Genomic DNA, 15,630 nt, shown 5'->3' with positions numbered 1-15,630 from the left:
ATACTTAATTTTCTGCAATTACAGCAGTTTTCTTTTACATTAAGTACAAAGTTATGGGTTTTGAGGCAGGAAGCAGGAACTAGAAACTATTTGTGTCTTATTTTGAGTCCGGCATTTTGTACTTGATTTACTTGAAAACTGCTGTAACTTACTGAAGAGTATCTCAAATGCTTCTTCTACATTCAATTTTTTAGGAATATTTACAACCCACCTTCGGCATCAAGAACTGTCACCTTTTGTTATTACTAATACCGTTTCTTTGTGGAGCTACATATAAATTCACCCCCAGGCTATCGCCGTCCCCCCTTGCCCAGGGGGGTATTATGATGTGCATCTTCATACAGAATTGTCACAGTCTATGTCTTAGTATGATTGGCTACAGCTATAGTAATTCTTTGCTCAACCATTCCTCCCATTGTTGAGCAGCTTTGTCGCGTTCTGCCTGTGGCCCTACGGGATCATAACTTCCTAAACTCTGCCATAACTGATTCCAGTCTTGCCCTTGGGGTAATTTACTCACCACAGCTTTAACAATCAAAAAAGCCCGTTCACGAGTCAAATCATTAGGTGCTTTTAGCAAAGGAACAACCAAAGGCAATACTTCTTTCCCCCCCTGCATTAAAGGATACATCGAAGCTGTGTAGGGATTGTGCAGGATGTCAGGGTAATCGTCAAGGGTGGCAACCAAAGCGGCCAATGAACGTTTATCCCCTAATTGGTGTAGGGCAGTGGCAGCACGGGCACGCACTTCTCCATTAGTGTCATGGGTGGCTTGGAACAAAGCATCAGCACTAGCGGGGTCGGCAATTTCGCTCAGTCCTTCAGCAGCAAGCCGACGGGTACGGGGGTTGGAATTAGTCAAGGCTTCCAACAAAACGGGGGTAGCTTGTTTGCCTAAACGGATCAATTCACCCAAAGCTAAACCGCTAGTGTCTTGATCTGTGGAGTAGAGCCGTGCTTTGATCTGCTCTATAGGCGTCGCGGTAGCGTCTTGATTATTCATATACAAATTTCCTCCAACGACCAGTATCAAAACTGTTATGAATATTCCTGCCGTTCTCCAAATCACGGTGTCGCTCCTCCTCCTCCGGCTGGTGCTGGTGCTGCTGCTGGCACATGCCTAAAGTTCAAAACGACCCGGCGATTACCCCGACGATTCGCTTCTGTATCTTGGTTAGTAGTGGCATCAGGGGTAAAGTCTTCGGTTGCTCCAGAGCCGATAGTTACAGCACTAATCTGAGCTTCAGCTACACCCTTAGCACGCAGGGCTGCCCCGACTGCTTCGGCTCTGCGTAAAGACAGATCCAGGTTGTGCTGCGACGCACCACCGCGCCTGTCGGCGAAACCTTCAGGAGTAACATTTACATCAGGGAACCGCCGCAGGTAATCCAAGAATGTATCGATTTTGCCTGTTTCGCTGGAACTGAGTTGGTCGCTGTCGAAATCAAAGTAAAAAATTACTGGTTCATGTACGTAGAAATCCCGATGCTTCTCCAGAGCCGCATCAAAAGTTGCAGATTGCCCTTCCTGTGCTGACGCTTGATCATTCTCAACTTTACCGGCACGAATCTGGAAGCCCCAATGAAGCGCACCGTAAGTTGTCATGGTGTCTTCTCCCTTAGCCACCGTCTGAAAGTCGAAGTTGAACTCACCAGCCCCTCCAGGGGCGTCGGTTAGCTCTGCTGCTTTGATATCGCTGGGGTCATCGGAGCGTTTGTAACCGATAGTGGCTCCGCTTGCACCACTGGATGAAGGTCGCGAAAGTCCAGGGGTTGCAGGATTGGGTTGGGCTGGGTCGTTGCCAAAGGGATACTGAGCAGGTAAAGCACTTCCGGCTGGGGCATTGGTTCCTGTACCACCGTGGGCAGGTGCATCATTGTGCAGTACATCAGTGAAATATCCGCCCTCAACTCCGGTGGTGGCATCAGCGGTGGTGCGTAGGCTAGCACCTCGAGCCGCAGGTAAAGATTGAGGTTCGACATTTGTGCCTGTAGCATTTGTCAAACGCACAATCTGAATCAGTCCAATCTGGTTAGAGTAGGGAGCAGTGGTTTTGGGTTTGAAACGAATAGTAATAGGTAGACTTGCGCCATTTGGTGTGGCATTTACTTCAAAAGTACCGTGAGTCAGGTCGTATGTAGGATTAATTGCCCGTTGAATTAATTTTCTCTGGGCTGCACCTGTCTGCTGTACTACATGAGTCAGTTCATGGGCGGTTAATGCATCATTTCCTGGTGACTTACCTGCACCAAAAAAAATGTTTTGCTTGTGCGTAAACGCCTGGGCATTCAAATCCCGATTCATTTGTACCGCTTCATTGCCTGTATGTACCCGCACTTGACTAAAATCAGCGCCAAAGCGGGGTTCCATAAAGGAGCGTACTGTATCTGGTAGCGGACTTCCTCCACTTTCACTGCTGTTTAGCCGAGTCTCAAAATTGTCTCCAGTCTGGAAGCTACCATTTGTAGCGAGTTGTAGCGATCGCTTTGTTTGCAATTCTTCTTCCTCTTCTGGCATTGCTTCCCTTTGCACTAGGGGAGTTATAGCAGCGGCTAAAGGCTTGGTTTGCACTTCCTCTTGAGTCTCTGTATCCGGCAAATCTATGGGCTGAGGTTTAGCCATTCGCATGATTTGATCGGCGACTTTATCGGCTTCCTGCTCATAATAGTCGTCTGGCGCACCAACTGTAAGTTTTGCCTGGGGACGATGCAAGGATATGCGACTAATGTCGTGATTAAGGGGCTGTTGTTTGATGGCTTGTGATTCCAATAATAATTGCTCATCAACAGACTGCGCCTCTTGAAGGTCAATTGATGCCTCAGTTAGTCTTTGAATTGGAGGATTATTTGTTTGTAAACCAAAGCCACGCGTTGGAGAAGCTAGTGTCGGAATAGTTGAGGAGGCAAGGGCGGGATTTGTAAAAGTTGATGTGGCTGATTTTTGGCGCCCAAGCGTGTGTAGACTTCCAGTGGCTTGTCGTCCGACATCGCTCATCTCACCTTCCCTCCATCAATATTCTTATTAACAGACATTATAGAATTTGTCTAGTTGCGATCGCTATCGACTTAAGTGTAAAGTGCTGCGATCGCGATCGACGATTCACTATTTGTATTAGGAAATTTTCTGGTGGGAAAATTAAGCCTAAAAGTAGGAATTATCATCTGGTTCACCTCTCCATTTTGGACTAGCAAATGTAGGTTTTCCATCGGGTTGAATATACAGAGGAAAATCTCCTTGTGTCGTATTTCCATCCCAATTCCAGTCAGTAGAGTAAGTGTGTTCTCCATGTCCATTGTTGCCTGCATGGTCAATTGTCGGGCCGCTACCTGTCAAATTGATCGATAGTGAATCACCATAGCCAATTGACATTGAAGAACCCCGGCGCATACTTCCACCTCGGAATTGTCTCACATCCATCTCTTGTCCCCGGCTCGGTGGATCTAAGTTCGGGATTTGAGCCGCATCACTACTTAATTGCAGAGTTTCCTTAATAAAAGTTCCTCTCAGATTACTAAACTCAACTGCTCCAACAGTACCGATTGAATCTGCGGTGTGATCTCCACTGTCTGACCAGATATACTCTACGTTGGTTAGTGTTTTTTGGTTTGTATTGAGTAGTGTTTCAACCTGCAACTGAACTTCTGCCTTTACAGCTTCTAAAATGGCTAAATCCAAAGTGCCACCAGATTGATTAGGTGAATCGGGAGCAGCTGGTGCTGGAGTTGCTGGGGTTGGCGCTGGAGTTGCTGGGGTTGGTGTTGGAGTTGCTGGGGTTGGCGCTGGCGTTGGGGCAGTTCCCTGAGTCGGTGGAGCTAAGGGTACATCAGGATGCTGTCGTTTCCAGTGACTCACGTAGGCGTTAATCAGACGATACTGAGTAATCAACTGTAGTTTTTGTCTATCTACAGGTGACATATATCCATTATCTAGTTGAACGCTTTGGACACCGCTTTGTCCAGGAGCAAGTGCACCTCCTACTTGTGCCGCGGCTTGAAGACCTTGAATTGTTGCTGCTGTTACGGTTGCTGCTGCTGCTGCTGATTCAGTTGCAAGAGTACCACCCCAAGCAGTTATTGCACCTATCACTGGTAAAGCATTTTGTACAATTGGCTTTTGCTGGACTGCGTTGCTTACAGTTCCGTCTATTTTCTGGGCTTGAATTGACTGCTTGCTGTCCACCTCAGAGCTAGCTGCCGCCTGATTACCTAGCATATCGGCTTCTGCTTCTAAAGCCTGGTCTTGCACAACTATAGAATTCCCTTCTCCAGACAGTTGTGGTATGTTGACCCGCCCTTGTCGCTGTTGCACTACATGAGTTAATTCATGTCCAATTAAAGCTTGACCAGACTGGCTTTCCGGGTCGTATTTGCCCTGAGCAAAATGTAAATTATTACCAGATGCAAAAGCTTGAGATCCTAACTTTTCGGCTTGACCGTCTGTATGAACTTTTACATCTGATAAATCTGTACTGAATGCCGTTTGCATCTTTGCCAGGACCGGCTCTGGAAGATTTTGTCCACCACTAGGAGACACAACATCGACTCCGTATGAGGCATTTTTTATACCACTTCCCTGGATGACTGCATTTTCGGATCTATTCACTACGCCTTTGTTCAAGGCTTTTTGTGGACGCAATGACATGCGACTAATGTCATGACTCAGGGGCGATTGTTTGATAGCTTCTGGTTCTACTAGTTGCCCATCAACAGAATGCGCCTTTTGAAGGTCTGGTGATGCCTCTGTTACTCTTTGTAGACCAAAGCCGCGTATCGGGTTCGCCAGTGTCGGAATACTTGGTGAGGCAAGGGATGGATTTAGAAAAGTGGATGTATCTGCTTTCTCACGCCCAAGGTTACCTGGACGCAAAGCGGCTTGTCTTTGGACATTGCTCATCTCAACTTTCCTCCATATACCGCTAAGACACAGGATACAATTTGTCTGCATCAAATCCTTATGGACTTTAGTATAAATTATCGAGGAAGGCAGGAGGCAGAGGGCAGGAGGCAGGAGGAAAACTGCACTCTGTAACAGCCCGCAACCAAACGAGTCTTGGGTTTAAGACCCTCACTGAACTCTTGTTCAGTGGCTCTAAATCAGTAGGGGTCGAATCCCCTACTGATTTACTCCTTCTGCCTCCTGCCTTCTGCCTCCTGCCTCCTTCATCCTATTTCACACCTGAATCTAACTTCTCAAAAATCCTTGATTCATCGCTGACCAGGAACACCGGGTTCCGGTTGAGGTGGGCCACCGATCGCAGTCGGAGAAGACGCACCAAAACCTAAGCTGGGAGGTAACAATCGTCCAACATCTATATGCATTCCTAACATGAGGTTGTCGCTACCTGTGTTAATTTCCAAGCGCAACCAGTTCAATCCAGGTACAGGTAACGTCCGTCCATTGAGTTGATCGAGTGCAAACCGTCGAGCGGTTGGATCGGAAAGAACGCCTGCTAGCGCTCCAACTCCAATTAAGGCTGTAGTGCTAATAACACCAATTTGCCCTCCTGTGCTTAAGCGTCGCCAGTCTTGCTGGATGCGATCGCTTGCTTGTGTTTGCAACGAAGTCAAAGCACCATCAATCGCAGGAACAGCCATAATCGCTTGTACCAAATCCCCTGCGGTTGCAGTTCGGGAAGTGTCTGGCCCCGCACCCGCAGGCACGGTTGGAGAAGCCGCAGGTAGTGTTGGGGCGGCAAATGGGTTGGGTGTGCTAGGACTACCAGCCCCCGGAGTAGGTAAGACTCCTAAATTTATCTGATTTAGGAAAGGTCGAATTGTTGCCGGATTCAACTGCTGTTGAACATGCTGCATGATCATTGCTTGCAACTGGGGATCGAGTTGCAAATGCATATCCATACCCAGTTTATAACGTGAGGTAGGGTCGGGAGGTTGCAGTAATGAAGGGGGAGTCAGTTGGTAGTTGGGAACAGGTGGTAAACTGGTGCTTTCGTCTCGTTGGATTACCGAAACATTTCCGTCCTCACAAGCAAGACTTTGGCGCTGCAAAATTTCTGGGATAATTTCTCCTCCCCGACTAGCTACCCAATTCGTTTCCGACTGATAAGTATTTCCTAGTTGACGTTTTGCCTGTGGATGAAACAGCGATATTCGACTAATGTCATGACTAAGGGGCTTTTCTGAAATAGCTTCTGGTTCCAATGATTGCTCACCAGTAGACTGCACTTCATGAAAGTCCTTTGATACTTCAGTTGCAGTTTGGATTGAGAAGTTATTTGTGATGCCAAAACCGCGTGTTGGATTTGCCAGCGTTGGAGATGTTGGTGAGAGAAGCGATGGATTTGAAAAAGTGGATGTACCTGCTTTCTTGGGCCCAAATATGCGTAGGCGTAGCCCGTCGTTGACATCGCTCATCTCACATCCTCAAGCACATTTTTGGATCAAATTATACAGTTTGTTGAGTTGCGATCGCTATCTACTTAAGTAGAAATTATTCTTTGCCAGCAGTAGCTCTGTGTGAGCAAGACTTATAATCATAGAAAGCGGTGAATGAATTGGGTTAAGTTCGATTTATCTTGTCAAAAGAGAAATTATTATGTCTTCTGCTCAAGATTTAGGAATAATTTTAGAAGACACACCAGAAGATGTTATATTTCCTCCTGGTGATTTATACAGTGATGAACCACCTTTGGAAACAGAACTTCACTTGCGGCAAATACTGCTGTTGATTCAGTGTTTGGAATGGTTGTGGCAGGAGCGTCAAGATTTTTACGCTTGCGGTAACATGACGATTTATTACAGTCCGCGTCAACGCAAGTCTGAGCAATTTAGAGGCCCCGACTTCTTTGTAGTTTTAAATACCCAACGAAAAATACGCAAAAGCTGGGTAGTTTGGGAAGAAGATGGCAAATACCCAAATGTGATTGTAGAGATTCTTTCTGACAAAACAGCTGCTACTGATAGAGGGTTGAAAAAGGAAATCTATCAAGATATTTGGCGGACTCCTGATTATTTTTGGTTTGACCCGGTAAGTTTAGAATTTAAAGGATTTCATTTATTAGATGGTCGTTATCAAGAACTCCAAGCAAATGAAGCAGGTTGGTTATGGAGTCAGCAATTGCAGTTATATTTGGGAGTTTATCAATCGAAGTTGCGCTTTTTCACTCCCGATGGACAACTGACACCCACGCCAGAAGAAGTAGCACACAAAGAACAGCAACAGCGTCAACAAGCCGAACAGCAACTTGCCCAAATGGAGTCCATGCTTGCTCGCTATCGGGAAAGATTTGGTGAATTACCAGATTGACATAATCCCCACCATTGAATGGTGGGGATTCTAGGCTCAAACAGCAATTGCAGTTTCAAACCGACTTACATTACCTAACCCAACAGTCGATGCCCCGACTGCACAAATATTACGACTGGCGTTTTCATCCCTTCCATTTACTGATTGGCAAGATGGGCAACGCCATTCTCTAATAGATAAATCCAACTCTTCTATAACATGATCGCAACTAGAGCAAGTTTTAGTGGATGGATACCATTGGTCGATGAAAACAACCTTCTTTTTCTTCTTTTTGGCAATCCACTCTAATATTTGTATAAACTCACCGAAAGCCAAGTCTGATATCTTTCGTCCCCAAAGACGCTGCATTCCTTTGAGGTTAAGGGTTTCAAAACAAAGTACATCAAATTTATTAGTCAAATGATGCGCCAACTTCCAAAACCAATCACGACGACGATGAGAAATATCTTCATACTTGCGTACTAAATTCTTTCTAGCTCGTTCACGATTAGATGAGCTTTTAAGTTTTTTGGAATGATGTTTACTGGCTATTTTGATGGCTTTGAGCGACTGCTTAAAAAATTGGGGTGATTCAATTTTAGTACCATCTGAGCAAGTGAGGAATGTCCGCAATCCGAAATCGAACCCAGCGATTTTACCCGTCTTAACTTCAACTTCTGGTTTGTTACCATCATCAACCACCACAACCATAAACAATTCACCCAATGGTGTACGTTTTATGGTTAGTGTTTTGACTATTCCCTCAATGTCTCTAGACTTCCAAAATTGATATACTCGATGACCAATTTTTATCTTATTGCCTCCCAAAAACTTATAGCCAGCTTGTTTCAAGGTGAATGATTTGTATTTTTTAACTTTCTTAAATCCTGGTGGTCTAACTCCTTTGTTATTATGTTTAAAGAATAACTGATAGGCTTTCTCGATACGTTGACAAATATCTTGTACTGCTTGAGAACCTACCGATTGCCAGAATGGATTTCGCTTTCTCAATTTGGCAATATGCGACTGAAGTTTTGTACAACTCAAGTGCTTGCCCCACATTCTGTAGTAGCGTTTGTGTAGAGCAATGCAATGATTATAGATTACCCCGGCAGCATTTATTATGCGCTTTAGGTGTCTATTTTTTTGTGTTGATATAGCTTAAACTTCAGTGTTTTCATATTAGTATTTTACCAAAAATCTGAAGTTAAAAACTTATATTTTTCCTAAATTAAGCAAAGTCGCCCTAGAAGGGCAAGGCTTTAAACCCATGTTTTTGGTAATACTATTTTAGAGTTTGGATTTTAGATTTTGGATTTGGAATCGCCTTGGTGCGTCTGGCTTGGTGTGAATCCATCTGTCGCAATCATTTTTCAAATTGGTATAAGGTCAAAATTGCCAAATCACATCCATCCTCCAACTTCTGCATCAGTCAAGGGTTTCTCTAACTTACTGTATTCTGTTTGAGCCGCCCGCAATATGTGTTTCATCTGCACTGGTTCCCCGGCATCGGCAGCGAGGAAAGCTGCATTTAAGGCTATGTTACGGATATTACCCCCAGCAACATTTAGCCGTGCTAGTTGCAGAGTATCTAAGTCTGCGGTTGGGGTTTCGGCTGGAAAGACGCGTCGCCAAATTTCCGCTCGTTGCGTTGTATCTGGGAAGGGGAATTGCACCACAAAGCGAATCCGCCGCAGAAAGGCTGTATCAATTGAACTCTTCAGGTTGGTAGTTAGGACTGCTAAACCTGGGTAGCTTTCCATGCGTTGCAATAGATAGCTAACTTCAATATTGGCATAGCGATCGCGGGCATCTTTAACTTCACTCCGTTTACCAAATAAAGCGTCAGCTTCATCAAATAACAAAATCACGCCGCCTTGTTCTGCTGCATCAAATACCCGGCGCAGATTCTTCTCTGTCTCACCAATATATTTGCTGACTACCGATGATAGGTCAATGCGATAGAGGTCGAGGCGCAATTTATGGGCCAGTACTTCTGCTCCCAATGTTTTACCAGTGCCGCTAGCACCTGCAAATAGAGCGCTGATTCCCAATCCCCTAGCACTCTTGGCACCAAAACCCCAATTATTATATACAGTACTACGTTGGCGGACATGAGCCGCAATTTCCCGAAGAATTTGTTTCTGTGCCTCTGGTAATACCAAGTCCTCCCAATCACCCGATGGCTCAATCCGTTGGGCGAGTTCATCCAAGCGCGGACGTGCTTGCACACGGCAAGCATCCCATAAAATATCGCTGATATTATCGTTGTCTGGTGTTTGTGCTAACTGTCCTGCGGCTTCTGCACAAGCAGCGCGGATAGTTGGGGCACTTAGGTTAAACTGATCCACTAGGGTTTTAACTTGCCCGTTCATTTGCGGTGCGATGGTACTTAGTGCATCTTGCCAAACAGCACCTTGTTCTTTGCTAGTTGGTTGATATACGTCAAAATTAACTACTAGGCGTTGTGATAAGCCTATGCGTTCCCGACTAGTAACGATTAAAAAGCCCTTTGTACGTTCGATAAAACGAGCGATCGCATTTAGCCGCGCTGTATCATTGGTATCCAGTTCGTTGCAGTCTATGAGTAAGGCAGACTTACTTAAAATCGTCTCGCGAGTCCACAGGCGGATGAGATTATCCAACTCACTAGGTACTAATGGAATGACTTGTGCAGGCATTGCCCACAGGTTTAAACCTTGGAGTTGACAAATTCTAGCAGCGATCGCACGTTTGCTAGTAGTTTCCTTACTACATAACTGAACAACTGGCAAGCTCTTAATCTTGTAAGCTTGTGACCAAACTGCTGCTACTCGCTCTGCTAAATCTTGGTGGGAGGGTACTAAATCACTAATCTCTTGTAATGGCTCAATGATGCCAGCCAAGCGTTCGTCAAGATATTGAATGCCCGTGAGATAATGTAAAATCCGCTCGTCAATTCTTAGAGGACTGAGGGTCAGGGCATGACCATCACCAATCTGAATCAATCGCCAATGACGTAAGGGAGCATTTGGAGCGATCGCATCCCAGTGGACGTTAGGTAAAGCTGCCAGAGCTAAACTCAAGGTTGGGTAAGCTCGTTGCAAATCCCCGTGCATTGTAGCACACAATTTCGCAAAATCTCCATTCAACTCCATACCTGCACACAACAGCAATAAATCACGTTCAAAGGATGAGAGGCTAAACATTTTGCATATTCTCTCCAATGTCGATGGTGCAGGCATAGCAGCAGCAGCTTTCTGTAACGCTTGCTGTAAATTCCCTTGCTTTTCCTCCTCTGGTTGATTTTGCTCTTTTGCCGTGTGATTTTCTAAAATACCACGCACCACGGCTAGGGCTGCTGATAAGTAGCAGTAGTTTGCTTCATCCCAATTGCGATTAATTGTCGTCGGATTCATAAAATTGTCACCTGTGGCGAATCATAAGCTCCAGACTGACTCTTGAACAGTGGACTTTCCGCTCCATCTACGTGCACCCGGACAATATAAGTTCCTGGCTTCACGTTTTTAACAGGAATCATAACTACATCAGTATCTTCAGTGCGTGGTGAAACCAAAAAAGAGTAAGCTACCGGACTATTACCTGATACCTCATTGAGTAGTAAAACTACCCGCTGTGCCTTACCTACTTTAGGTTGGAATTTAACGGTAATTTCTGCTGTGCGTAAATTGTCGCCGCTATTTTCCACTTGAGCGACAAATGCTGTAATTGTTGGATGGAGAACGAAAGCCGCAACGTTTGATTCCACGAGATGATCTGTTTGCCCTGCATTGCCCATTGTCAGATGGACAATTTGGATACCCTGTACGCTTGCGTATAAATCTGGCGGGACTAGCAAACTGATTTGTGTTTCTTTAACTTCTTGAGGTACTAGTAATGTCTCCGTATTACCCAAACGAACTCGTGTGATTTCACCACGTAAACGTTTACCACGAATTACTAATGTAGTACCTGCAACAATCATTTGATCAGTCTTTGCCGGAGCCATAACTTGCTCTATACTCGGTTGAGACAAGGGCATTATGGAGAAACCTTCAGACTTGTCATTGCTACTTTCAATCAATACCATTGATGCCAGATAGGTAGCTGAAGGTCGATAGTGCGTTTGTAAAGCAGACCATAACTTAGAAGTTTCTTCCATATTAAAAAACTCTGGAGTCAATTTTATCTGCCCAATTTGTTCAGCTAAATCGGATACGGACACAGTTGCTACAGCTTGCGAAAAAGCACTTGAGGTATTGGTTGTAGATGCATTTATTAAAGTATTCTCAATAATATCTGAAGTGATAGCTGGTGTTTTATGTAATAATTGCATTGCGTATCCCAGTAATAGCTCCGCTTGAAAATCTTTGGCTCCGTAGGCTGTTAGCAAATAATGGAGGTCAAGAGCTAGTGGTGGAGTTGGAGAGCGCGGGTTTCCATTAATATGCGAGTGCCTACTCCGAAATTCTTGAGATACCCAATCAACATTGCGATTCTGCGTCACTTGATAGAGAAAGAGGTTGATTTGGGCACGCTCGTCAGCTTCAACTGAAATTCGATCGGGCGGTAGGGCAGTTACAATCACATCACCAACACTAGCAGCGATCGGATCGCTGACTAAACCATTTTCCAGCAAGACTTTAAGTACTGCTGTCACTGCGGCTATAGAGAGCACATTACTCATCCTTATTCCTCATGGCAATAGTACATATTAATCATGTACGCCAGAGCACATTGACAGAATATATTTTGCAAAACTTTAAATATTCTGTAGCAGAGACTATCCGCAGGGTATAGAAATGCATATTAGCAGCTATTAGTACAGCACTGCATAAATGCACTTAGCATCTCAATTAATAAGGCTTGGCAAGGGGCAAAATCCCCTAACTTAATTTTTCGTTAAACTTCATGCAGTCTATAGGACTCATATTTGATTTCTGAAAAAACTCAGTACAACTAAGAAGCCTTCTTTCCTGTTGCCTATTGCCTATTGCCTATTCCCTGCCTACGCAAATCAGTTCAGAAATCAAAGCGGATTCCTATAGAAAAAGTTTTTGCCGTATCGAGAGAACCAAGTTTTTAATTTTGGATAAAGTCGAGCTTAGTTAAGACTTTAAATGATTAAAACTAAAGTACCTATGAATATTAACCCAGTTCCTAAAATAATCTTCCAGCTTAAGGATTCTCCCAAAAAAATGACTGAAAATAATAAAACTAATACCAAGCTTGATTTATCAATTGGTGCAACAAGGGAGGCTTTTCCTACTTGTAAGGCTTGGAAGTAAAAAATCCATGATAACCCTGTAGATAGTCCAGATAATAATAAGAAAATCATGGTTTTTTGGGGTATAGCTAAGATATTAACTACATTTCCCTGAAAAAGTACAATCCCCCAAGCAACTACTAAGATGACAACAGTTCGGATTGCTGTTGCTAAATTAGCATTCACATTTTCTATGCCAATTTTGGCAAAGATAGTTGTCAATGCTGCAAAGCCAGCCGAAAATAATGCATATATCCACCATGCGCTGGTGTTGCTTTCCATCTTGCCTCCTGATTCACTGGTCAAAATTAGCAGTGTAATTTAAGCTCATCTTGCTAGCATAAATTACAAAAAAGGCAGCTATGCTGGAGGTTAGGAGTATCAATTGAAACTAAAGTTTCACTCTTCTAAAGCCCAGTTCATAAAAAGAATGATACCGAGACGCACAGTGCCAAAGCGCGTAGCGGCACGAAGTGCGGTATAAAGCGTCCTTACTTCAATCCCACGTTTTTAAACCTGGGTTCCTCCTGCCTCCTGCCTTCGACCTCCTGCCTCCTGAATCATCTGTCAAGTTTGACTTGCTAGGTTCGTAGTTTGCGCTTTGCCGTTTCCCTCTCTTGGTTACTCAGCACTCAAGACTCAGCACTACTGAAGCTATTACCTTCGGCAACTTTGCATTAACTTAACATTAGGAACAAATTTCAACTGTCATAGGTCTTAATTTTAAACATTTTATCAAATTGCTAGCATTACTTTTATGTTAAGCTGGGTATAGTTAGAAAAATGCTGGTAGCATATATTACTAATATTTATCTAGATTACGAAGCAAGCAATCATATTTGTAATACTAGTATTATCTCGGACTAAAGCTAACACTTTAAAGTAACTAGGATGGGTTCCCCCAGATGAAATCCCCACCTTCTTCAAATTCTTGGAATGGTCGCTTTGTAGGTGATAACCAGCGATACCGTTTAGACAGACGGTTAGGCGGGGGTGGCATGGGAGAAGTCTTCCTAGCAACGGATACCCGTGTTGGTCAACAGGTAGCGTTGAAGTTGCTCAAAGATACGCTGGTGGCATCACTAGAAATGAGAAAGCGTTTTGAGCGTGAAGTGGCAGTTTGTGCTGCTTTGCAAAGTGACCACATTGTTAAGATTAGTGACTGTGGAGTTACCCCAGAAGGTTTTCCATTTTATGTGATGGAATATTTGCGGGGACAAACGCTCAGACAATTATTGCTGCGCGAAAAGCGGCTATCTGTTGAGCGGACGGTGAAGATTATGGCGCAAGTTTGCAAGGGTTTACAGCTTGCCCATCAGGGAGTGACTCTGCAACGGGATGGTGGCAAAACTACTGAACATATTCAGGTAATTCACCGCGACCTGAAGCCAGATAATATATTTTTAGTACCTACAGATTTGGGAGAGTGGGTCAAGGTTTTGGATTTTGGTGTTGCCAAAATTCGGAGTGAATCTTCAGAAAATTCCAATATTACAAATATAACTAGTACATTTATCGGTACATTTCGTTACGCACCTCCTGAACAGATCCAAAGCGATCAAAACTTGGATGCTAGAGGTGATATTTACAGTTTAGGGATTATCCTTTATGAAATGCTGAGTGCAGCCGACCCATTTGGAATCAGCATTAAGGGTAGTCATATCAGTGAGGCTTCTTGGGTATTAGCTCATGCTTATGAGCCACCGAAACCACTGCGATCGCAACCAGGGTGTGAGCATTTACCCATACAATTGGAAGCGGTGGTGATGAAATGTCTCCACAAAAACCCAGCAAACCGATTTGCAACTGTAGCAGAACTGAATCAGGCTTTGCAAGCTGCTGCCAAATTTGCCACAGGGACTACTAGTGTACCCGACCAGATTAGTGGGCGATCGCAATCTTCCTATAATCAAGGTTCAAATAACGAAACCATTCCGAGACAATCGAGCGACGACACTATTCTGCGTCCGCCATCTGCATATAATCAGGGTTCAAATCACGAAACCGTTCCGAGACAATCGAGCGACGACACTATTCTGCGTCCGCCATCTGCATATAATCAGGATTCAAATCACGAAACCGTTCCAAGACAATCGAGCGACGACACTATTCTGCGTCCGCCATCTGCATATAATCAGGGTTCAAATCACGAAACCATTCCAAGACAATTTAACCCGATTGAGCAAAACCAATCCGAGGAAACCATTCCTCCCCTTCAACCTGGATACAACCAAGGTTCAAATCACGAAACCGTTCCCAGACCATTTAACCCCGTTGAGCAAAATCAACAGAGTCCTGTGAATAATCCGAACGCTAACAAACCGGATGTGACGCTGTATCAACCACGACCTGCTTCTAATCAAGGCGGGCAACAAGTGCCACCAGATAAGACATTATTTCAACCACGACCTGGCGCTAATCAAGGCGGGCAACAAGTGCCACCAGATAAGACATTGTTCCAACCGCGACCTGGGGCTAATCAAAGCGGACAACGAGTACCACCAGATAAGACATTGTTTCAACCGCGACCTGGGGCTAATCAAAGCGGACAACGAGTACCACCAGATAAGACATTGTTTCAACCGCGACCTGGGGCTAATCAAAGTGGGCAACAAGTGCCGCGAGATGTGACTTTATATCAACCGCGACCAGCATCTAGTCAAGGTAGACAACCAGTGCCAACGGATGACACTATTTACCAACCAAGGCTAAGTGGGCAGCTAGCTACAAGAATCACTCCCAATTTTTTGCGAATCCTGGGAGTGGTCTTTGCCATTGGGCTGACTCTGGCATTAGTAACCTTTATATATACTCAATCGCAATCTGGTAAAGAGCCAAATAACCAGCAAGGTTTACCTAATAGCGATCAGCGCATTCAGAACTAATCAGCTAATCAGTTATATCAACACTCCTTACCCTGTTTCGTTAAAAGAGATTTAAAACCCTGCGGCTCTAACTTTTTCAGCCACAGTTAAACCTGCATTTCCATCCCCGTGAGGGGTAAGAGATTTAAAACTATTGGTGGTGAAACGCTGTTAAAAGCGCTTTCTCTCAAGTTTCCATCCCCGTGAGGGGTAAGAGATTTAAAACACAATAAGCGAATACATATCGATTCGTACAACAGTTTAATGGGTAGGGCAGGG

The 15,630-nt window shown here is 44.4% G+C and carries 9 protein-coding genes and 1 pseudogene; 2 read left to right on the top strand and 8 right to left on the bottom strand.

Annotation, left to right across the window (positions count from 1 at the left end; genetic code table 11):
- Positions 1-382: 382 nt before the first annotated feature.
- The 4 genes from A4S05_RS14300 to A4S05_RS14285 form a co-directional block, all read right to left on the bottom strand.
- Positions 383-1,003: a HEAT repeat domain-containing protein gene (locus A4S05_RS14300; protein WP_069070500.1), complete on the bottom strand. Its 621-nt coding sequence runs from the start codon at positions 1,001-1,003 to the stop codon at positions 383-385.
- A gap of 62 nt (positions 1,004-1,065) precedes the next feature.
- Positions 1,066-2,994, bottom strand: a complete 1,929-nt coding sequence (locus A4S05_RS14295; RefSeq protein ID WP_069070499.1) for an eCIS core domain-containing protein — start codon at positions 2,992-2,994, stop codon at positions 1,066-1,068.
- Positions 2,995-3,141: 147 nt separating this feature from the next.
- Positions 3,142-4,893: an eCIS core domain-containing protein gene (locus A4S05_RS41605; protein ID WP_069070498.1), complete on the bottom strand. Its 1,752-nt coding sequence runs from the start codon at positions 4,891-4,893 to the stop codon at positions 3,142-3,144.
- Positions 4,894-5,204: 311 nt separating this feature from the next.
- On the bottom strand, positions 5,205-6,371 hold the full coding sequence (locus tag A4S05_RS14285; RefSeq protein ID WP_069070497.1) for a hypothetical protein: 1,167 nt from the start codon (positions 6,369-6,371) through the stop codon (positions 5,205-5,207).
- A gap of 181 nt (positions 6,372-6,552) precedes the next feature.
- Here A4S05_RS14285 and A4S05_RS14280 point away from each other — a divergent pair, with 181 nt between their 5' ends.
- Positions 6,553-7,263: a Uma2 family endonuclease gene (locus A4S05_RS14280; RefSeq protein ID WP_069070496.1), complete on the top strand. Its 711-nt coding sequence runs from the start codon at positions 6,553-6,555 to the stop codon at positions 7,261-7,263.
- 36 nt (positions 7,264-7,299) lie between these two features.
- Here the strand turns inward: A4S05_RS14280 and A4S05_RS14275 are convergent.
- The 4 genes and pseudogenes from A4S05_RS14275 to A4S05_RS14260 all read right to left on the bottom strand — a co-directional run bounded on the left by A4S05_RS14275 (position 7,300) and on the right by A4S05_RS14260 (position 12,769).
- A pseudogene (locus A4S05_RS14275) lies at positions 7,300-8,423 on the bottom strand (RNA-guided endonuclease InsQ/TnpB family protein).
- A 222-nt stretch (positions 8,424-8,645) separates the two neighbouring features.
- Positions 8,646-10,640: an ATP-binding protein gene (locus tag A4S05_RS14270; RefSeq protein ID WP_069070495.1), complete on the bottom strand. Its 1,995-nt coding sequence runs from the start codon at positions 10,638-10,640 to the stop codon at positions 8,646-8,648.
- Positions 10,637-11,908 (bottom strand): Pvc16 family protein, encoded by a 1,272-nt coding sequence (locus A4S05_RS14265; protein ID WP_069070494.1) that lies wholly within the window; start codon positions 11,906-11,908, stop codon positions 10,637-10,639. Before A4S05_RS14265 ends, A4S05_RS14270 begins: the two co-directional genes overlap by 4 nt.
- A 429-nt stretch (positions 11,909-12,337) precedes the next feature.
- Positions 12,338-12,769 (bottom strand): EamA family transporter, encoded by a 432-nt coding sequence (locus A4S05_RS14260; RefSeq protein WP_069070493.1) that lies wholly within the window; start codon positions 12,767-12,769, stop codon positions 12,338-12,340.
- 623 nt (positions 12,770-13,392) lie between these two features.
- On the opposite strand from A4S05_RS14260, the gene A4S05_RS14255 reads away from it, so the two are divergent.
- Entirely contained in the window at positions 13,393-15,372 is a 1,980-nt protein-coding gene (locus A4S05_RS14255) for a serine/threonine-protein kinase (protein ID WP_069070492.1), read from the top strand.
- The last annotated feature ends 258 nt before the right edge of the window (positions 15,373-15,630 follow it).

Origin of the sequence: Nostoc sp. KVJ20, assembly GCF_001712795.1 — a bacterium.
GTDB lineage: Bacteria > Cyanobacteriota > Cyanobacteriia > Cyanobacteriales > Nostocaceae > Nostoc.
The sequence above is the reverse complement of the archived record's forward strand: the minus strand, read 5'-3'. Positions and strand labels throughout refer to the sequence as shown.